This is a genomic window from Staphylococcus sp. TCBT05 (genome assembly GCF_055179755.1).
Window position 1 is genome coordinate 1,261,715 of sequence record NZ_JBUQDQ010000038.1, and the last position, 21,504, is coordinate 1,283,218.

At 32.4% G+C, this 21,504-nt stretch carries 18 protein-coding genes; 2 read left to right on the top strand and 16 right to left on the bottom strand.

The window, feature by feature from the left end; genetic code table 11:
- Positions 1–66 precede the first annotated feature (66 nt).
- The 6 genes from ACY191_RS13170 to ACY191_RS13195 form a co-directional block, all read right to left on the bottom strand.
- Positions 67–456, bottom strand: a complete 390-nt coding sequence (locus tag ACY191_RS13170; RefSeq protein WP_042738042.1) for a hypothetical protein — start codon at positions 454–456, stop codon at positions 67–69.
- Positions 457–543: 87 nt separating this feature from the next.
- Positions 544–1,236, bottom strand: a complete 693-nt coding sequence (locus ACY191_RS13175) for an HAD family hydrolase (RefSeq protein WP_042738041.1) — start codon at positions 1,234–1,236, stop codon at positions 544–546.
- Between the two features lie 186 nt (positions 1,237–1,422).
- Positions 1,423–2,499 (bottom strand): branched-chain amino acid aminotransferase, encoded by a 1,077-nt coding sequence (locus tag ACY191_RS13180; protein ID WP_042738040.1) that lies wholly within the window; start codon positions 2,497–2,499, stop codon positions 1,423–1,425.
- 250 nt (positions 2,500–2,749) lie between these two features.
- A complete protein-coding gene (locus tag ACY191_RS13185; RefSeq protein WP_042738039.1) occupies positions 2,750–3,790 on the bottom strand; it encodes an NAD(P)-dependent alcohol dehydrogenase in 1,041 nt (346 codons plus the stop codon).
- A gap of 417 nt (positions 3,791–4,207) precedes the next feature.
- Complete coding sequence (locus tag ACY191_RS13190; RefSeq protein WP_107512766.1) at positions 4,208–5,167, bottom strand: NAD-dependent epimerase/dehydratase family protein; 960 nt, start codon at positions 5,165–5,167, stop codon at positions 4,208–4,210.
- Positions 5,168–5,605: 438 nt separating this feature from the next.
- Entirely contained in the window at positions 5,606–6,496 is an 891-nt protein-coding gene (locus ACY191_RS13195) for a LysR family transcriptional regulator (protein WP_042738037.1), read from the bottom strand.
- Positions 6,497–6,621: 125 nt separating this feature from the next.
- On the opposite strand from ACY191_RS13195, the gene ACY191_RS13200 reads away from it, so the two are divergent.
- Positions 6,622–7,809 carry an MFS transporter gene (locus ACY191_RS13200; RefSeq protein ID WP_229366953.1) on the top strand — a complete coding sequence of 396 codons (1,188 nt, stop codon included), beginning with the start codon at positions 6,622–6,624 and terminating at the stop codon, positions 7,807–7,809.
- 220 nt (positions 7,810–8,029) lie between these two features.
- On the opposite strand, the gene ACY191_RS13205 is transcribed toward ACY191_RS13200, so the two are convergent.
- Together ACY191_RS13205 and ACY191_RS13210 are read right to left on the bottom strand one after the other, a co-directional pair.
- Entirely contained in the window at positions 8,030–8,503 is a 474-nt protein-coding gene (locus ACY191_RS13205; protein ID WP_229366952.1) for an SRPBCC domain-containing protein, read from the bottom strand.
- 95 nt (positions 8,504–8,598) lie between these two features.
- Positions 8,599–9,999, bottom strand: a complete 1,401-nt coding sequence (locus ACY191_RS13210; protein ID WP_107527876.1) for an amino acid permease — start codon at positions 9,997–9,999, stop codon at positions 8,599–8,601.
- Positions 10,000–10,603: 604 nt separating this feature from the next.
- On the opposite strand from ACY191_RS13210, the gene ACY191_RS13215 reads away from it, so the two are divergent.
- Positions 10,604–11,608, top strand: a complete 1,005-nt coding sequence (locus ACY191_RS13215) for a fatty acid desaturase (protein ID WP_042738033.1) — start codon at positions 10,604–10,606, stop codon at positions 11,606–11,608.
- 276 nt (positions 11,609–11,884) lie between these two features.
- On the opposite strand, the gene mmuM is transcribed toward ACY191_RS13215, so the two are convergent.
- The 8 genes from mmuM to ACY191_RS13255 all read right to left on the bottom strand — a co-directional run bounded on the left by mmuM (position 11,885) and on the right by ACY191_RS13255 (position 21,322).
- Complete coding sequence (gene mmuM / locus ACY191_RS13220; protein WP_042738032.1) at positions 11,885–12,793, bottom strand: homocysteine S-methyltransferase; 909 nt, start codon at positions 12,791–12,793, stop codon at positions 11,885–11,887.
- Positions 12,794–14,131 carry an amino acid permease gene (locus ACY191_RS13225; RefSeq protein ID WP_229366951.1) on the bottom strand — a complete coding sequence of 446 codons (1,338 nt, stop codon included), beginning with the start codon at positions 14,129–14,131 and terminating at the stop codon, positions 12,794–12,796.
- A 708-nt stretch (positions 14,132–14,839) separates the two neighbouring features.
- Complete coding sequence (locus ACY191_RS13230) at positions 14,840–16,747, bottom strand: BglG family transcription antiterminator (protein ID WP_229366950.1); 1,908 nt, start codon at positions 16,745–16,747, stop codon at positions 14,840–14,842.
- A 36-nt stretch (positions 16,748–16,783) separates the two neighbouring features.
- Positions 16,784–18,169 (bottom strand): glycoside hydrolase family 1 protein, encoded by a 1,386-nt coding sequence (locus ACY191_RS13235; protein WP_229366949.1) that lies wholly within the window; start codon positions 18,167–18,169, stop codon positions 16,784–16,786.
- Positions 18,170–18,177: 8 nt separating this feature from the next.
- Complete coding sequence (locus ACY191_RS13240; RefSeq protein WP_042738027.1) at positions 18,178–18,495, bottom strand: PTS lactose/cellobiose transporter subunit IIA; 318 nt, start codon at positions 18,493–18,495, stop codon at positions 18,178–18,180.
- Positions 18,496–18,501: 6 nt separating this feature from the next.
- On the bottom strand, positions 18,502–19,797 hold the full coding sequence (gene celB / locus ACY191_RS13245) for a PTS cellobiose transporter subunit IIC (RefSeq protein ID WP_042738026.1): 1,296 nt from the start codon (positions 19,795–19,797) through the stop codon (positions 18,502–18,504).
- Between the two features lie 15 nt (positions 19,798–19,812).
- Positions 19,813–20,124 (bottom strand): PTS sugar transporter subunit IIB, encoded by a 312-nt coding sequence (locus ACY191_RS13250; RefSeq protein ID WP_229366948.1) that lies wholly within the window; start codon positions 20,122–20,124, stop codon positions 19,813–19,815.
- Between the two features lie 313 nt (positions 20,125–20,437).
- Positions 20,438–21,322 (bottom strand): DNA/RNA non-specific endonuclease, encoded by an 885-nt coding sequence (locus ACY191_RS13255; protein ID WP_042738024.1) that lies wholly within the window; start codon positions 21,320–21,322, stop codon positions 20,438–20,440.
- Positions 21,323–21,504 lie beyond the last annotated feature (182 nt).

Genomic DNA, 21,504 nt, shown 5'->3' on the forward strand with positions numbered 1-21,504 from the left:
TCATTTAGAAAAATATATCGAAGCATACGGCAAGTGATATGATGTCGTCATGCTTCGATTTTTTTATTATTCAATATGACTACGGTAAATAATTTTCTCGATTTCTTCTTCTGTTACATATTTACTAAAATAATCCGTATCCGTTTTAGTTAAACCAAATGTACTTGCTTTATCTTCATCTTCTGTGCCGATATAATAATCGCCCTCTGTATCTTGATAGAGATCAAATACTGAGCCCTCATAACGTGCTTCTTGAAATAACTCATATAATTCATCCAAGTCTGTTCTCGGCACTTGTTTAAAGTACAATGTATGATTTGAGTGATGCGTAGTTTGTGCTTCAAAACCATGCTCTACTGCATGATTATCTTCTGTTACTAGTACGACTTCTTGACTGATAATTTCTACAACTTTATATGTCTCGCCTTTGTAGTCAGCATACTTACCATCTATCATCCTACCACCCCTATTATTCAAATATGCTTTAAATAAAAAAGCCATAATATACGTTGAGTATATTATGACATAATTTAAGTACAGCGCCTATCGATTTATTAAGTTTATAATTTCATTAGCATTATCTACGATATAATCCGCTTGTGTTAATTCTTCTTTCAAACCAACACCTGTCAATACTGCAACTTTCAATCCTAGCTTCGCATTAATACCAGTTTGAATATCATTCGCATTATCTCCAACAATCGCAACATTTTCTGGCTTTACATCATATCTATAGAATAAAGGGTTTAGTACTTCAGGATTTGGTTTTTCAACTGCATCTGCTTCCGTTGAAATAATCAAATCGAAAAAGCGATCAAATTTTGTTACTTCTAAAAATTGATCAACACCAATCTTCGAATCACTTGTGACAATACCTAACTTATATCCACGTTGCTTTAGCGTCTCAAGTGTCTGTTCGATCCCTTCAACTAATTCATTTTCTGGCACACGTTGATCCACCAATGTTTGGCTGCGTTGTTGCGCCCATGTTGATACATCTTGGCCAGCGATTTCGCAGAATGCATCAATCATTTCATCCAAAGCGCCTGATGCCATAACAGTTCCAGGTTGTATCTCACCATCAATAACACCTAATGATTCGTAAGCTGTATCAACATCAGTAATATCAGCTTTATATGTTGTCAAAAAATCATCGACTAATTGTAAACCGATTTTCATCCAACTTTTATCAAAATATATCAAAGTACCATCTTTATCGAATAATATCCATTCCATCTCGTTAACAGCTCCTGTATTTTTAACTCTTAATACCAACGCTTACTATTTTAATATATTTTTCACTAATGAAACAAATGTTGAATTTGAAATAATAAAATAATTGCAGCTAATTCTATACTTTGTTATAAAAAAGACTTGCTCGAGTCATACACACCCGAGCAAGCCTTCATATTATAATTCATATTAATATCTTGGAACTACAACTCTCCAACCTTCTGGATCATCTAATTTACCACTTTGGATACCAATATAGTTTTCATATAATTTTTGCGTAATTTCACCAGTCTCATTATTATTAATCACAATTTCAGTATCTTCATACTTTAATTTACCTACTGGTGAGATTACAGCTGCTGTACCTGTACCAAATACTTCTGTTAAAGCACCACTATTATGGGCTTCAATAAGTTCGTCAATTGATACACGACGCTCTTCAACTTCATAGCCTAACTTTTTAGCCAATTCGATAATTGTCTTACGTGTAATACCAGGTAAGATACTACCATTTAATTCTGGCGTAACTAACTTACCATTCTCAACAAAGAAAATGTTCATACTTCCAACTTCTTCAACATATTTCTGTTCAACACCATCCAACCAAAGTACTTGGTCATAACCTTGATCTGCAGCATTTGTTTGTGCGAGTAAACTCGCTGCATAGTTACCAGCCACTTTGGCATGTCCGACGCCACCTCTTACGGCACGCACATATTCATCTTCAACATAAATCTTAGTTGGTTGTAATGAAGCGCCACCATAATATGAACCTGATGGAGATAATAAGATTAATAATTTATAAGAGTAAGAAGGACGTACGCCTAAGATACCCTCTGTTGCAAATACAAATGGACGAATATATAATGATTGTCCTTCACCTTCTGGTACCCAGTCTCTTTCTACGTCTACCAATTGCTTTAATCCTTCAAGTAATAATGCTTCATCAATTTCAGGCATATCTAAACGAGCTAATGAATGATTGATACGCTTAAAGTTCTCTGAAGGTCGGAATAAATCTACCTCTCCCTCATGCTTATAGGCTTTTAATCCTTCAAACACTGCTTGTCCATAATGAAGCACTTGTGCTGCTGGTGAAATTTCTATTGGCCCATAAGGCACAATCTGTAAATCATGCCATCCTTGATCAATATCATAGTCGAAACTTAACATATAATCAGTGAAGTATTTCCCAAAACCTAAATCACTAGGATCCGGTTTTTCTTTTAAGTTTTCACGTTGTACAAATTTAATTTTTTCTGACATGATTCTTTCCTCCCAATGCTCATTTAAAGTATTTATACTAAATTATACCAATAGCAGATACGCTGTTCAATAATTTTCAAAAAATTTAAAATATATCAATTATTAATAAATAAAAATCAATTCAATTGTATGTAGCAATTTTAATATATCAAAGCAAGATATAACAATTTTTATTAAAAGAAAAAGAACAGGCTGAAACATTAAAAATGTCTCAACCTGTGTCCAATTTACTAAGTAACTGAAATATCCATTACATCGTACTTGTATCTATTACGAAGCGATACTTAACATCTGATGCCAATACTCTTTCATATGCGTTATCAATATCATCCGCTGTAATTAACTCAATTTGTGGTTCTATTTGATGTTGTGCACAAAAATCAAGCATTTCTTGTGTTTCTCTAATACCACCAATTGCTGAACCAGCAAATGATCGGCGATGACCAATTAAGTTAGCAACACGTAATGAAATTGGTTCAGCAGGCGCACCAACATTAACAATAGTACCGTCCAATGCTAATAAACGTAGATATTCATCTAAATTTAAATTTGCACTAACTGTATTAATAATTAAATCAAATGAACTTGCAAGTTTCTCAAAGGTCGCTGTATCATTTGTCGCATAGTAGTGTGTAGCACCTAATTTCAAGCCATCCTCTTTTTTATTTAAGGTTTGAGATAAAACAGTCACTTCTGCCCCCATTGCATGTGCAATTTGAACAGCCATATGACCAAGACCACCCATACCAATTACTGCTACCTTTTTATCTGAATTTGCATTCCAATGATTTAGTGGTGAATACGTTGTAATACCTGCACATAATAATGGCGCTGCAACATCCAGACCAATATTATCTGGTATTCTCAAGACAAAGTCTTCATGGACTACGATATGAGTTGAATAACCACCTTGAGTAGGTTCTCCATATCTATCTGTTCCCGCGTATGTGCCAACATTACCTTTTAAGCAGTATTGTTCTTCACCATTTCGACAATGTTCACATTCGCCACAGGAATCTACCATACAACCTACACCCACACGGTCATCAACTTGATATTTACTTACTTCAGTACCTACTGCTTTAACAATACCTGCGATTTCATGACCAGGCACTAGCGGATAATGTACAGGTCCCCATTCTCCGTGTGCAGTATGAATGTCAGAATGACATATACCAGCATATTTTATTTCTATTAATACATCATGTGTATCAAGGTCTCTTCTTTCAATTTCAGTTGCGTAAAAATTAGAATCCGGACCACTTACCGCTCTTGCTTTAGCATTTATCATATTTTAATTCCTCCAGTGCTTAAACAATAGAATATCTCAATCATATTCTTCATTTACTATGATATGTCCTGGAGTGAACTCTAGGTCAATTAAAGTGACTTTGATTATGCTATGAATTTTGTATTTTATTACACTATACAGCACTTATTTAAAAGGATTCGAAAAATAACTCATATGAGATATGTTACATATAAAAGAAATTGATAATATTCAAATCGTACCTCTATTCATTACAACAAGAATAAAATACAAAAACGTCAATCTCTATAACTAGAATAGAAATTGACGTTCATTCGCTAATTTGAGACACAATGTCCCTCATACTTTCTACGTATTCATAACCTTATATACGCAGTGATATCATCTGACTTTAATACTATTTTAAAGTTGTACATTATTATTTAAAGTTAATAAACCTTATTGACTTACTTTTTCTTTTTTCTCAATCGCTTCTAACATAATCTCAGTCATTTTTTGTAAATCATGCTTAGGATTGAACCCCCACTCAGCACGTGCACAACTTACATCTATACTGTTTGGCCAACTATCAGCAATACTTTGACGCACAGGGTCCACATCATAATCTAATGTGAATTCAGGTTTATATTCTTGAATAGCTGCTTTAACCATTTCTGGTTCAATACTCATCGCGCTTAAATTATAAGCATTACGGTTGATTAATTTCACACCATCAGCTTCCATCAACTGAATAATTGCATCAATGGCATCGTCCATAAACATCATATCCATATATGTGTCTTTCGCAATATAACTAGTGTAGTGTCCTTCACGCACAGCTTTAAAATAAATATCAACCGCGTAGTCAGTCGTACCGCCACCAGGTTCTTTAATATGTGAAATTAGCCCTGGGAATCTAACACTACGTGTATCAACATTAAATTTATCAAAGTAATACTGACATAACAATTCACCTGCAACTTTATTCACACCATACATTGAAGTTGGACGTTGAATAGTAACTTGTGGTGTATTTACCTTTGGAGTCGATGGTCCAAACGCTCCAATAGAACTAGGTGTAAAGAATTGTAATTGATATTCACGAGCCGCTTCTAATGCATTCATTAAACCACCCATATTAAGTTCCCACGCAAATAATGGATTTTGCTCTGCAGTCGCAGAAAGTAATGCCGCCATATGCATGAACGTATCAGGTTGAAAAGACTCCACTAATTGATACATACGCGTTTTATCTGTAACATCTAAAATTTCGAATGGTCCATCCATAATTGGTGAGCCAGCTTCTGGTTCTCTGATATCAGTTGCCAATACATTATCGTTTCCATATAACGCTCTACATTTCACAACAAGTTCCGTCCCTATCTGACCTAAAGCCCCAGTAATCATAATTTTTTTCATAGTAATTATCTCCCTTGTATATTACAGAAATTGTAATGTATTCTCCATGTGTACAAAACAGTTATTATTAACCTCATTATAGTATATATGAATGATTTTGTATACTATGAGTGTACAAAAGTTATGGATTTTAGTGGAATATTACTCATTACTTAAATTACCACTTTTCTATTTTTTGAACCTAATTTTCACCATAAAGAAACCGTCAACAGCCATTCAAAGCAAATGGATTTTGACGGTTTCAAAATTCTTATATCTAGCTATAGCTTATCATTTCTTGACTTTAAGTTAAGTTAGAACGTTTTATTTTTCAAAATTATACTTTCTTGAAATCAGGATGGCCATGCACCTACAAACGCCAACAGTTTGTTAAACGACAAATCTGTTCATATTGCTTTTAAAAGTACTTTGTTAACTAAATAATTTAATTTCGACCTATCAATACTTTAAATATTCAATAAATGTTTGAATCGTTTTTTTATGATTATTCTCTTTATTAGACAACGCTACAAAATAGATAAAATAATCAAACGGTGAACCCATTGGTAACTGTTCAATTAATTCATGCTCAATGTATGGATCATCTTCTAACATTAAGCTAGAAACGATACTAATACCTAAGCCTTCTGACACTGTTTTAATTAAAACACTAGGATTATTGGTCCTAAAAACAATTTTTAAAGGACCGTTTTCCTCTTCAAATTCCTTTAAGTTATCGTGATAAAAATTACGATCATAAAGTACAAAAGGATATTGTTGTAAAACTGTCAAATCAATATTGTCTTTCAACGATAATTTTGATTTTTTAGGTACAATGAGTCTAAAATCAGTTGATAAATTAAGGGGGTATATTTTTAACCCTTTGTTAAATGTCTCATTCTCTCTCTTTCCAACTAGTCCTATATCGACCTCATTATTATTTACCATAGTAATAATATTAGCTCTGTCACTTTCTATGACTTCAATCTCTATATGTGGGTAATCATTTTTAAACGCCGAGAGCGCTTTTGGAATTATTTTATTAAAAAGTGTAGGTATTGTAGCAATTTTCAAAGAGCCGGTTAATTTACTATTCAATGCATCAATCTCACCCTCTAAATCATCCCGCGCATCTAGAATATCTATAATAAATGGAATTAATCGTTTTCCAACCTCCGTGGGAAATGTTCCCTTTCTAGAACGTTCAAATAATTTATAACCTAGCTCTATTTCCAAATTTGCAATAGATTGGCTCATTGCCGATTGACTAATATGCAATGCTTGAGCTGCATGAATAATAGATTCGACTTCATAAATTTTCTTTACGTATACCAACTGTTCAAAGTTCATTTCATCACCTCAATATAAGCGGAACTTATATAAATATCACAAATTCTAATTATACATTAGTTATTGTGATTCATATAATTATAGATGTAGGAAAAATTTAATACAAATAAAAGGAAGGTCTTTCTATGTATAACAAACTATGGTCAAAAGATTTCATCCTTATAACAATTGTAAACTTTTTAATGTATTTGATTCATTATACTCTCATTGTGACTGTGACAAAATTCGCAATTAATCAATACCATGCCTCTGAAAGCATGGGAGGTTTAGCTGCGGGTATTTTTATTATAGGTATGTTGTTCGGACGATTGTTTTCTGGAAGAATCATAGATAATTTGCCGCCGAAACGCATTCTATTTGGTGGTATTATTTTATCAATTATCGCAGTCGGTCTTTACTATACAATTCAAAGTTTATCACTATTAATGATAATTCGACTTGTACATGGTATTGCTTTTGGTATCGCCTCAACTGCTACAGGCACTATTTCTTCAAGAATTATTCCAGACGATAGAAAAGGTGAAGGTATTGGTTACTATGCATTAAGTGTAACGTTAGCATCTGCAATCGGTCCATTTTGTGGTATTGTCCTTAATCAGCAATTTGGTTTTGAATCTATCTTCAATGTAAGCCTTATTGCTATTTTACTTGCTTTAATTGCTACAATTTTTATAAAAAGTTTAAGTAAATCAGAAAATCAAAATTCTTATAACCAAGAAACAAAAGGCATTTCGGCCTATTTACAAATAGAAGCATTACCTATTTCAATTTTTGTCGTTTTTGTAGGCATTGCATATTCTAGTGTATTATCTTTCTTATCTGTCTATACAGAACAGTTGAATCTAGCAAACGTCTCCAGTTTCTTCTTTGTCGTTTATGCATTGAGTACCTTTGTTACTAGACCTTTTACTGGGAAAATATATGATCATTTTGGTGAAAATAAAGTGATGTACCCAGTGCTAATCAGTTTTATGATCGGTTTACTATTATTAGGTGGTACTACAACCGGTATAATGTTGCTCATATCCGCTGTCTTTATTGGCATTGGCTATGGCACCATCATTCCTAGCGCTCAAGCAATTGCAGTGCAACAATCACCTAAAGATAAAGTAGGTCTAGCTACTTCGACATTCTTTATGTTTGCAGATTTCGGTGCCGGAATTGGTCCATTTATTTTAGGCGTTATAATTCCTTATGTCGGATACAGTAATTTATATCTTATTATGGCTCTTGTTGTTCTAGCTTCTGTCGTACTTTATTATGGTTTACACGGTAGAAAGTCACATCCTCAGAAATCACAAACATCTCAATAGATAGAAATGATAAACAGCCAATCACCTTATCAACCATAAATAAACTTAAAGTTAGCACAACGTTTAGTATGATTGGCATTTAATTAGAATGAAAAATATTGTATCTGAATTATAAATTCCAGAACAAAGCACTCAGATGATTGAATTCAATTTATCTGAGTGCTTTGTTTATTCATAATTCATATTTTTGGCTCGCTTTCCCAAGGGAAAATGCTTCTATCTATAAACGTAATTTTTGTGCAATTTCTTGTTGGTTTGTTTCAAAATCAAAGTCTGACTGTGCTAAAATTTCACCTTGCTCGATTAAGTTTTTCAAACTGTGCATTTGATATTGCCAACCAGAAAAATCAAGCGTAATGTGTGGAAATTCATACGGCAAATATTCTTTTAGTGTCAACAATGTTTGACCTTGTTGCTCGCTTAACTGAAATTTCACGGTACCAATATCCCAAGTGAATTCAAAGGTATTCGGTTCATCAAATTGTAAAATTTCCATTCTTAAATCTTCATCATCTTCAATATGGAAATATAAGTTTCCGTGTTCACTTCTTTCCTCAACATATAATTGAGGAAACCATTGTTGAATACCCTCTGTCGTAGATAAATAATTAAAAATAATACTCGATTTTTCATTAATTAAAACATCTATTGTTTGATAAACACCTTTATCATTCTTAATATAATTGACTTCCATAGCAATACCCTCCTCAATATAAACAAACCAGAAATAGCAGTAAGATAGTATCTCAAGACACTTTAAACGCTATTTCTGGCTCATGTATTTATACTCTACCCGTTTTCTTTATTAGGTAGCTGAATATTCTGTTTTGAAGCTCTACTTTCATTTGATTTTTGCAAACGCCAATATAATATACCTAAAATGATAAACCAAATAGGTGATAATACGACACCCATACGTGTGTCTGGCATAATGAATAGTACAACAAGGACAAATACAAAGAATAGTTGCACTAGTCTTGCAGCATGCAAGCCACCTGGTAATTTATAAATACTTTCTTTATGTGCATTTGGATTCCTTTTAGTGTACATTGCATAAGCATGCATAATAAACATCCAAACAATTATTAATAGAATTGTCGATATTGCAGTCACATAGAAAAATACTTGTGTCGCATTAGGAATAAAATAGTTCATAATTACCGTAACCGACAATAAGATGCAAGTTACAATAATCGCTATATATGGTACACCGCGTTTATTAGTCTTCATCATCAACGGATGCGTTTGTTCCTTTTCAGATAAGCCAAAAAGAATTCTACTATTAGCAAATATACCACTATTACATGCCGAAGAAGCTGCAGTTAATAATACAAAGTTTATTAATCCAGCGGCAAACGGTACACCTATCAATGCAAATAAGCTCACAAATGGACTATCATCCGCTTTGATATTTTGCCATGGAATAATGGACATCATTACAACTAATGCTCCAACATAAAAGAGCAAAATTCTAATTGGTACACTATTAATCGCCTTTGGAATTGTCTTTTCAGGATTCTTGGTTTCACCTGCTGTAATACCTAATATTTCAATGCCAGTAAATGAAAATACAACCATCTGGAACGACATTAAAAATCCATTAGCACCATTAGGGAAGAAACCTTCTTTGGTTACCATATTGCCAAGTCCAGTATGTCCAAAAGGTGTCTTCACTGCAAATACAATCATTACAATACCAACTACAATTAGAGCAACTATCGTTAATACTTTAATAATCGCAAACCAGAATTCCAATTCTCCAAACATTTTTGTACTTGTTAAATTAAATGCCATCAAGAGTAAGATACAAGCTAGCGACGTAATCCAATTGGGTAAATCAGGCACCCAATATTCCACATACTTTGCTACAGCTGTTATTTCTGCCATACCAGATGTTATCCAAGTTAACCAATATGTCCAACCGGTCATAAATCCTGCCAATGGACTGATTTGGTCATGTGCAATATCAGCAAAAGTTTTATACTCTGTATTAGCTAATAATAACTCTCCCATCGCACGCATAAACATAAATAATACGAAACCTACAATAATATAAGTGAGTAGAATCGATGGACCCGTTAAACTAATAGACTGGCCAGCCCCTAAAAATAAGCCAGTCCCTATAGCTCCACCAATCGCAATAAGTTGAATATGTCTATTACTCAACTCTCTGCTTAATGAATTCGACATAACAATTTGCTCCCATTCATTTGGTTTAAAGCATAATCAACATAAAAAATTGATTCACATACCCCTTTGTTTTTATGTAAAAATCAATAAATTTAGATAAAAATGTAATTTTCAAGTATAGTGACGAGCAATATTTATGGTTGCACTCACGCATATTCCACTTTACTTAATTATGTTAAAAACAGCTCAACCACGCCTTTCTCAAGTCTTTAAATGATCATTATATTGCTATCTAAATTAAATCTTGATAATGCTTGGTTGTATAATATTCCTTTTATCAGAAAATTACAACTAATTATGCAAAAAAATTTAAATAATATTGCACTCTTTAATTAATTGCCATTTTAACGCAATAAATTAATTATATAAGAAAAAATACACTAGAATAATTAAATATGCATAATTTGTAATATAAATGTATTTTATATTTGGATACAATATTTGTTTTCCACTTGAAATAGCGTTATTTTGCAATTAAATCAGTTAATTTACACTATTCTTCAACTAACTTTTGTAATAGTAACCACTTTTATATACAATTGATTCATTGCTTTGTAATTAAACATATTAATTTATATTACTTAGCACAGAAAGTATGGTGAATATGGAAGCAGAAAAAAAGAAATTATTACGCAAGATGGTTAAACCTTTCGAGAAGACAAGTTATACGAAAAGTACGATTCAAATTATAAATACATTATTACCATTGTTGGCACTATTAATAGCAAGTGGATTACTATATCAACTTCATTGGTCATTAGCCATTTTATGTAGTGCTGTTGCAGCAATATTTTTAATTCGTACATTTATAATCTTTCATGATGCTTGTCATGGATCTTATCTCAAGAAACAAAAGCATAACGATTTATTAGGCAATGTCACTGGATTCTTAACATTTTTCCCTTATAGAAAATGGCGAAGAGAACATTTAATCCATCATGCAGGTAGTGGAAATCTTGAAAAGCGTGGAATTGGTGATATTTGGGTTATGACAGTAACTGAATATAAATGCGCATCAACAACAAAGCGCTGTCTCTATAAAATCTATCGTAATCCTTTTGTCATGTTTGTCTTGGGGCCTTTTTTCTTGGTACTTATATCTAATAGATTTAACGCAAAGGATGCAAAATTAGGCGAAAAAAGAAATACTTGGTTGAACAATATTGTCCTTATCATATTATATGGCAGTCTTATCTACTTATTAGGTGCAGGACAATTTTTCGCAATTTTCGCACCAATGGTCTTTATTGCTGGTATGATCGGCATTTGGTTATTTTATATACAACATACCTTTGAAGATTCATATTTTGAAGAACCATCTGAGTGGGATTATGTAAAGGCAGCAATTGAAGGTAGCTCGTATTATAAATTACCTAAATTAATCCATTGGATTACTGGAAATATTGGTTATCATCATGTACACCATCTCAATCCCAGAATCCCAAATTACGCCTTAGAAGCGACCCATAAAAATGTAAAACCGTTACATCATGCAACATCTATTACCTTGATAGAAAGTTTGTCATCGTTAAAATTCAAATTATATGATGAACAGAAAAAATGTTTCATCACATTTAAAGAATTTTCACTACGTTATAAGATGGCATAATCTAAGAAAATATAATAAATGTCTGTAGTACAGTAACATTTGAATAAGCCTCCCAAAAGATAAAAGTTATCTTTTGGGAGGCTATCTTTATACAAGTCCTTCAACTTAATCAAATTCTCTTTACAATTGAATATATGTCGATGCTCAGTCTCAATGACTCAACTTGTTACCTTTGCTATCTCACTTCAATCATTAAACTATATAAATTAAGACTAATGCACTTAGTAAAAAATTATCGTCGCTGATTTCTTCAAAGCAAGTCTTTCCAATCCTTTATTATTCATTAATTAACTTAGCTATTTGTTTAATATCTTCAGGTGTTGTTTGACAACAACCCCCAATAATTGTTACCCCTTTGCTAATCCAAGTTGGTATACTTTCTAATATTGCGCTTGTATCACCTTCATCTTGCCATATTTTCTCATTGGCATCATAGATTGCACCACCATTAGGATACAAAGCAAGCGTTTGTGGTAAATCCTGTAAACCTTTGTCCATTGCTTTATTTACAGCACTAACATGAGAACAATTGATACCAAAAACCGGTACTTCATTATGATGCAACGCAATATATTCACAAACTTTATCAAAAGGTGTGCCATCGGACAAATCACCTTCTGCATTGACCGTCACCGATATCCAAAATGTACATGTTGGATACTTCGGTATGATAAATTCCACCAATGCCTTGATTTCATTAAAATTAGGCACTGTTTCAAATACAAAATCTACGATTCCTTTTTCGACTAGACGATCAATACGTGTTTGATGAAATTGATAATAATCTATATTACTTAAATTATAATCACCTGTATATTCTGAACCATCACTTAAATACGAACCATACGGCCCCAGACTACCCACTATCACTTGTTGCGTTGTAGTTGCATGATAAACCGTTTCTGTCGCAGTATTATAAATATGGTCAATATCTTCAATTGTTAAGCCAATATCTAAAAAGGTCGCTGTACTTGCTTGATAGGTACTAGTTAATATAATTTCAGCTCCAGCATCTACAAATGCTTGATGTGCTTTATAAATCTCTTCGGGCTGTTGTCTCAACACTTCACTAGACCATAGCGTTGAATTTAAATTGCACCCTGCTTGCTCTAAAGTAGTAGCTAAACCACCATCTAACACAATTGCCTTTGAATCTGTGTGTTTGATTTTTTCTAATAGTCGCATTTAAATTGCCCCTTTTTTATTGTATTTAATAAAATAATAAATGAGTGCAATCAGCGCAAATGGCACTCCAAAATATAGTGCTGGCGCTTGATTAGGATCAAATATCATCCCAACACACGATACAAAACATAAACAAAATCCTGTTACTGGTACCCATTGTTGTATCTTTAACGATTTATCGCGACGCTTAGCATTAAAATATGCTAGACAAATACTCATCCACACAATTACAACTGCTAACCCTGCTATTGATACCAACACAACATATAATGAATCTGCAGCATAAACACTTGATAGCAATGCCAACAGACCACCCAACATACTAAATAATGTTGCACGAACAGGCATTTTAAATTTATTTAACTTACCAAACCATACTGGGAATAGCCCTTCATTTGATAAACTCCAAATCATTCTACTAGCTGCATACAATCCAGAATTTGCCGCTGAAAGCAATGCTGTTATAATTACAAGGTTCATTAAGTCGCCCGCATATGGAATACCCATTCTTTGAAATATAACTACAAAAGGACTCTCTAATGACTTACCTTGGTAACTTGGAATTAATATAGAGATAATAACCATCGTTCCAATAAAGAAAATAACTAGACGCCAAAGTGTTGCTTTGATTGCCTTAGGAATAACTTGTTCAGGATTTTTAGTTTCACCTGCAGCAATACCTATTAATTCTGTACCACTGAATGCGTAATTCACTGCCAACATTGTTAAGAATACTGAACCTAAACCATGTGGGAATGTTGGATCTGTATAACGATGATTAATCGTCTCAATACCTTGATAACCATTATAATGTAGTAAACCAACAATAACTAAAGCTCCCAACGCTATAAACACAAATATCGTCACAACTTTGATTAATGAAAAGTAAAACTCAACCTCTGCATAAAAACGTGTTGATACAATATTAAACACTAGAATTAACAGGATTGCTAACGTAGCGAATACATAAACTGGAATATGCGGGAACCATTTTTGCATTAATAATCCAACAGCAGTAAATTCAGAACCTAAAGCTACTGTCCATGTTAACCAATAGAACCAAGCTACAATATAACCAATTGCTGGATGAATATATTTATTTGCATAAATATGAAAACCTCCCGTTTCAGGATGTTTCATCGCAAGTTGCCCCAAACATAACATCACTAAATATACTAATAACGAACCAATTACATAAGACAATACAGTTCCTAATGGTCCCGCTTGCTGCAATGTATAACCAGAACTTAAAAACAACCCAGTACCAATGACGCCTCCAAAACTAAGTAACATTAAATGCCGTTGCTTCATCGCTCGTTTGAATCTCACTTGTTCCATACTTTCACCTGATCTCTATGTAATTTTGTGCACTATCCTTTTATGTATAATTAAACATTTTATTAATGTCTGAAAATTTAGTCAATGGCAAATCAATAAGATTACTCAGGAATAAAAGTAAAAATACTAAATTGATGTTAAATTTTTACTATTTAAGTTATAACGCCTATCAAACACTTATTTTATATATATTTAATAACCCACATCAATTTGTATAATTGCATCGATCAATTACACAAATATCACTAAATATCGTATTTTGGCGAGACTCCTGAGGGAACAGGACAAGCTGAAGACTACAGGCTGAAGCTGTCCCCTAGGAAAGCGAGACAACAATACTAAAATATTTAATAAAAAGTATGTTGATGAAGTATTCTGCAATTAATGATTTATTTCAACATAAACAACTCAAATTTAATACGAGTATTTTAATGTATGTTTCTGTAAAAAAACACGAAATGAATGCTTCGTATTTTGGCGAGACTCCTGAGGGAACAGGACAAGCTGAAGACTACAGGCTGAAGCTGTCCCCTAGGAAAGCGAGACAACAATACTAAAATATTTAATAAGAAGAAACCCTAAGATAAATGAATTATTCATCTTAGGGTTATTTTTTCAGGATTAATATACTAGACGCTTAAAATATAAAATAATAAATTATTGCTATTTATCTTTCATAACTATTATTTATAGGTGTCCATTAACACCTTAATTTAATTTTGTTTCATTGCTTATCGTTTTATAAGCCAACCTTAAGTCAGCATTATTTTGTTGACTTATTAAATTCAACACAACATTAAAGTCATTAATAATATAACTCAATTTTTTAAATATAGGTTTCATATCAACAGTAGTATGTTGTTTCAATCCAAGACAAAATATAAGTTGCACTTCCTTAGTCTCCCACTTTATCGGTTTATCCAGTTTAATTACATATATAAATGACTGTTTAGCTTGAGGTGTGACTGGATGTGGCACTGCAATTAAATTTCCATATGCTGTTGTTGCTACTGCCTCTCTTTCATACACCTGTTTCAAAAAATTGGGTTCGATGTAATCTAATTGCTTTAAATCACTTTCTATTGCGGTTAATAATGTTTCTTTAGAATTGATACCATTTTTCAAATCAAATATTTCTATCAGTTGCTCATTCTCATTTTTATCGTAATTGTTTATAAAATGATTTAATTGCAAAATATCCTCTTGAGTTAAAATTGTATTAACAGTGATAACTGGCACATCATATTCCCTTGATAGTGGTACTGTAGCAATGATTAAATCTGTATTTTTAAGTGTTTCTTTACTCAATTCATACATTTGTTGAGAATCTGTCATAGTTAATGCATTTCCAAAATTCTCAAGTAATTTATACTTTATTAATTCTGAACTTGCCATGCCAGAAGCACAGACGATAGTCGCTCTGATTTTTTCTGTTACTGATTGCGCTTTTTGTAATACTAATTGAAAATGTAATGCTAAAAACCCAATCTCGCTCTCTGAAATTTTTATCTTAAATGCTTCTTCAATAACCTTTCCTCCAACTAAAGCAATATCAAATGCATAGGGATAATTCTTCTTTATCTCAGTTAAAATAGGGTTTCTAATATTCATCTTATACTTATAACGATTGATTGAAGTAGATAAGTGTAATGCCAAATTTTTCTTTAATTCCAATTCATTATCCAAATTAATTTGAAAAACATCCTGAATTTTATTAAACATTTGATGAATTAAATCGTTAATTTCTTTACGATCTATGAGTTCATATTTTTTTGAAACTATTCCAGATGCCGCAATATGTGCTTTAATATATTGTTTTTCTTCAATTGGCAATATAACATCATAACGTTGTTCGAGCAGACCTACAATTGCTTGAAAGAAATGTTTCAATTCAGCATCGTAATATTCAAAATTCTGAAATATATTATCTTTATCGGCTATCATAAATTTATTTTCAACTCTGAACATGGCAATATAAATATGAATCACCAAATTTTCAAGTTTAACGTCTGGAATTGTATTTTGAAATTGATTGATTAACTTAATCAGTTGTTCTTTTAAATCATTGATTTTATCTGTATCAAATGTGTGATTGTGATAAGGTTTATCGAGCAACATATTTGCAATGGCATATCTTTTTTGAAATTCAGAACCTTCTATTTTCAAACCATAGTACGGACTAGATATCAGTTGTAATTCATATTTATCAAGTTCGTTCCTAATAACCTTTAAGTCCTTTTTCACTGTCGTGTCACTGACATACATACGTTCACTCAAACGTTCTATTTTGACGTAATTATCTAATATGAGTAATTTACTCAATATAAAATGCACTCTGCTTTCCTGATTATTAAAATTCAACAACTCATCTTTAAGATATTGATTATTAATGAATAAATTGAATTTGCTTTTATCCTTTATATCGATTTTGTAACCAGCGGATTTTTTTGATTCAATATAAAAACCATGCGTTGCTGCGATGCCGTTGATCATTTTTATATCATTTCTAATTGTCCTTGGTGAAACGCTTAAACTTTTAGCTATAAATGCTCCTGAAACATAACAATTTGTGTGGTTATATAATAGTCTGATAGTTTCTAATGCCCTTTTATTCATGCGCTCACTTCCATTATCTTTATCGTTTTAAAGGGACTATACTTGATAATCAAATTGGTTCGTTTCAGCTAAATCTTTAAACCAATAACCACTTTTCTTAATTGTTCTTTTTTGATTTTCTAAATCTACTGAAATAAACCCATATCTATTTTTATAAGCATTCATCCATGACCAATTATCCATAAATGTCCACATGTGATAACCATGACAATTAGCGCCTTCATCAAGTGCTCGATGTAACCAATATAAATGATCCTGTAAAAAACGCATACGATAATCATCTTCAATACGCCCATCTTTTAAAAAGCGCTGTTCATTTTCTACTCCCATACCATTTTCAGAAATAAATGATTTGATATTACTATAATTTTGTTTCAAGTTAATCATTATATCGTATATACCTTTAGGATAAATTTCCCAACCTCGATATGGGTTCATCTTTCGACCAGGCATTTCATAATTATCAAAATAATATTCCGGTTTAAAAGGTGCATTCGGGTTTGGTAAATTATCTTTTGCTTTGATTCTTCTTGGTTGATAATAATTTACGCCTAGTAAATCAATCGTATTTTGCTTTATCACCTGTAAGTCTTTCGCTTCATACTCAGGTAACAAATCATGCTGTTCTAATATTTCTATTAAGCCACTAGGGAATTCTCCTTTTGTAACAGGATCTAAAAAGCTTCTATTAAAAAATAAATCTGCAATTTCGGCAGCTCTAACATCAGCATGGTTATTACTTCTTGGATATGAAGGTGTCAAATTTAATATAATGCCTATTTCACCTTGATAACCTCGTGATTTAAACAGCTCAATTACTTTAGCATTTGCTAAAATGGTATGAAACGCAAATTGAATACCTCTTTTAGCGTCGTTCACGTCTGGATAGTGAAAATTATAAAAATAACCACCTTCTACTGGAACGATTGGTTCGTTAAACGTAAACCATTTCGTTACTCTATCTCCAAACAATTCAAAGCATGTTTGTGCATAATCTAGGTAATGTTTCACCACGACTTTGGATTCAAATCCACCTTGTTCTTGCTGTTTCAATGGCATATCAAAGTGATATAAATTAACAAATGGTTCAATATCATTACTAATTAATTCGTCAATTACTTTATTATAAAAATCTACTGCCGCTTCGTTTACATCACCTGTCTCTTGATTAATCAATCTAGTCCATGAAATTGATAACCTAAATGAATTATGGCCAGTCGCTTTCATCAATTGAATATCATCTTTATAGGTATAATAAAAATTAGATGCTACATCCGGACCGACCTGATCAAAAAAGCGATTTGGTTCTTGTTGATACCAATAATCCCAATTTGTTTGATCATCTATACTTTGTGTCCCTTCAGTTTGTGTTGCACTAGCTGCACTTCCCCACCAAAAATGTTTTGGAAATGAAATATTCATCCTATCACCTATCCCTTTTCATTAATATATTGGTACAAATCGATAAATTCATTGGCCATGTCTTTAATCGTTATTGCATTCATTAAGTGATCTTGTGAATGAATCAAGATTAAATTAAGTTCATAGTTCTTTCCTTGTGCTTCTGCTTGTAATAGTTTGGTTTGGAAGTTATGGGCCTTATTTATTTCTGATGCTGCTTCTGCTAATTTTTCTTGTGCAGCATTGAAGTCATTGTCCTTTGCAAATTGTATTGCTTCCATAGCGCTTGATCTACCATTTCCCGCAAGCAAGATGATTTGAAAAGCCATTTCTGTATTATTCTCCATAAAGCATTACTCCTCATTCTGTTTATTTTTCTGCTCTTGTTTAAAGTAACCATTATCTAGTACCTTAAAGAATGGTAACCAAATGATAAAAGTAACTAATAAATTGACTAATTGTAATACAGCACCTTGCCATGCATTTCCTGTTGCTAAATAACCGCTTATAAATATTGGTGTCGTCCACGGAACTATAACTCCAGAAGGTTTAGGTACTAGCCCTAATTGCATTGAAAAATAGGTGATTAAAGTTACAACAATGGGTGCAATAACCCATGGTATAACTATGATTGGATTCATTATGATAGGTAGTCCAAACAATATCGGTTCGTTTACATTAAATATAGAAGAAGGTGCACCAAGCTTACCTATTTCTTTATTTTGTTGACTACGTGCAATAATATAAATTAATAAAATTACTGCCATTGTGCCACCAGTACCACCCATACCTACTAAAAATGTATCAATAAATTGCTTTGTTATAATATTTGGCAGTTCTTGATGTGCTTTAAATGCTTCTAAATTCTCATTATTTAAGGAGTACCAAATCGGATCGAAAACAGTATTGACAATGATTTGACCATGTAACCCGAAAAACCAAAATACTTGTATCAATAACACTGCAACAATTGTTGCAGGTAATCCACTACCTAATGCTGTCAATGGCTGCTGTAATACTGTATATATAAGATTTTGTAAAGTTTCAAATGGTGTAAATGAAACTATAATTCTAATCAATAACACTATTGTTAAAGTAGCAGAAATAGGTATCAATGCACTAAATGACTTTGATACTTGCTCCGGTACACCATTTGGCATTTTAATCGTAATTTCTTTTTTACATAAGTAGCTATATATTTCACAACTCAACATCGATACGATTAATCCTAAGAACATTCCCTTTGCACCTAGAATTTCAACAGGTATCACACCCTGTGTTTTCCCTACAATTTGTGGCGTCAAAATCAGCACACTACTTAAAGCAGTGACTGCTCCATATATTCCTTCAAACCCATTTTTTTCGGTTAATTTATATCCAATACCGATAATGACAAATAGTCCCATTATTGATAATGTTGATTCTGATGCTGGACCTACGAGTTGTTGCCATGTAGCAAATTGCTGTTTGGATAAAATTTTATCTAAAAATGGAAAATTTGAAATTACAATGAAAATTGATCCAAATATGATTAATGGTAAAGCCACCATAAAACCATCACGTAAACTTGAAAGGTACTTATTATTATTTAATTTATCGGCTATTGGTAATAAAATATCTTCCAATTTTTCCATAAATTTACTTTCCATACTTTCATCCCCTTATTACTCAATTAAATTCAGTGCTTGTTTTAGCACTCCAGCACCATCAATGCGTCCATAAGCAACCGTATCTATAACATCAATAGGAATACTAATATTTTGTTCTTTGACATGTTTTTCAAATTTTCTCTTCATAAATCGCATTTGTGGACCAATTAATAAGACGTCATAACTATTTAACATTGAGAAAGCATTGTCACTAGACACCGCATCAATTTGAACTGATAAACTTTGCTCTTCTGCTACCTCTTTCATTTTTGAAACTAACAAGCTTGTAGACATACCTGCCGAACAGGATAGTAATATTTTTTTCATCATTCATCATCCCTTTCTTTATGTTGAACCCATCATACAATGTATACGCTTACATATTAATGATTACTTTTTCCACTATTAACGGCAATTTTGTTTACCGCTTAAAATGCCTATATCATTCAACAGCTAAACTATACTTTTATTTAACGCTATAACGATGTAAATTAAATCTAGGTACTGACTTATATCCAAGAACATCATCACTTAATAAACGGACACATCAAAAAACCTTTCAATGAAATAATTTCATCGAAAGGTTTTGAGTTTATTTTTGGTTACATCTATTGTTAATTGCTATTTTGTAGCATAGGCTTTAGCCATTATGCGTGCCATTTTGATAATTAATTTTTACACCTTTTTGTGTATTAGACACCCATACATTTATATTTACTGTTTGGCCTTCGTCATTAACAGAATAAGCTCTTACGTGTGAACCCCTAGGAAGTAACTCACTGCCTTGATAAACTGGTGTCACTTTATAATACACTTTAGTTTGTGGATGTTCGTGAATCGCATTACGAATTTGTGTTTCAGCATAACCCATTCCTCCACCATTACGGTCTCGATTAGTACCAACATTTTGTGCGCGTGTACCTAAGGTAAGATTATGTGTTTCCATATCTCCTCCAAGTGACCAAGCTAATGAATGTGATTTATTATAAATATAGCCTCGATAGCCATTTAACTGCAAAATTTCGTTATTAGATTCTTCTCCCTTCCACGCTTGCTTTTCAGGATTGTATACACCGTCTTTATATTCACCAGCTATATGCACACCATAATCAAACGCTGGTCGCTTTCTAACCTTTGAAGAATGACTTTCCACAGACTGCTGCGTTACTAATGCAGTAACAGTTCCAGCCCTACCATATTGATCTAATTTCGGATAAATTACCCAGAACTTTTCACGACTATATTTATCAAGTAACTTATTATCTGCTGTTGTTAAATTTGTTTTATTATCATTAATATAGGCATAATTTTCACTATTAGTATTAGCGTTAATCAGATCAATATCTGCCTTTGTAACCTCAGGCTTGGATGTATCGTCTGAGTCTTGTTGTAAATGCTTAGTTAAGGTTTCTAATCCTTGCTCTACCTTATCAAAATCTGATTGTGTAAAGTTCCCATCACTATCACATGCGGTTAATAATGTTGTCGTTAATATAATAAGGGCAATTACTTTAAGTATTTTCATGATAGTTGAACTCCTGCTTCAATTTAATTTATAACACGATTTAAATTAACTCTATTCGCTTACTTACCTCAATGATAAAGGCTATAACTGATTTTAAAAGAGGCATAATTACATCAATTATGTGTAACAAACAATTTTAAGGTACATTTATCGTTTTTTCACAACAAGACATTCATATGAAA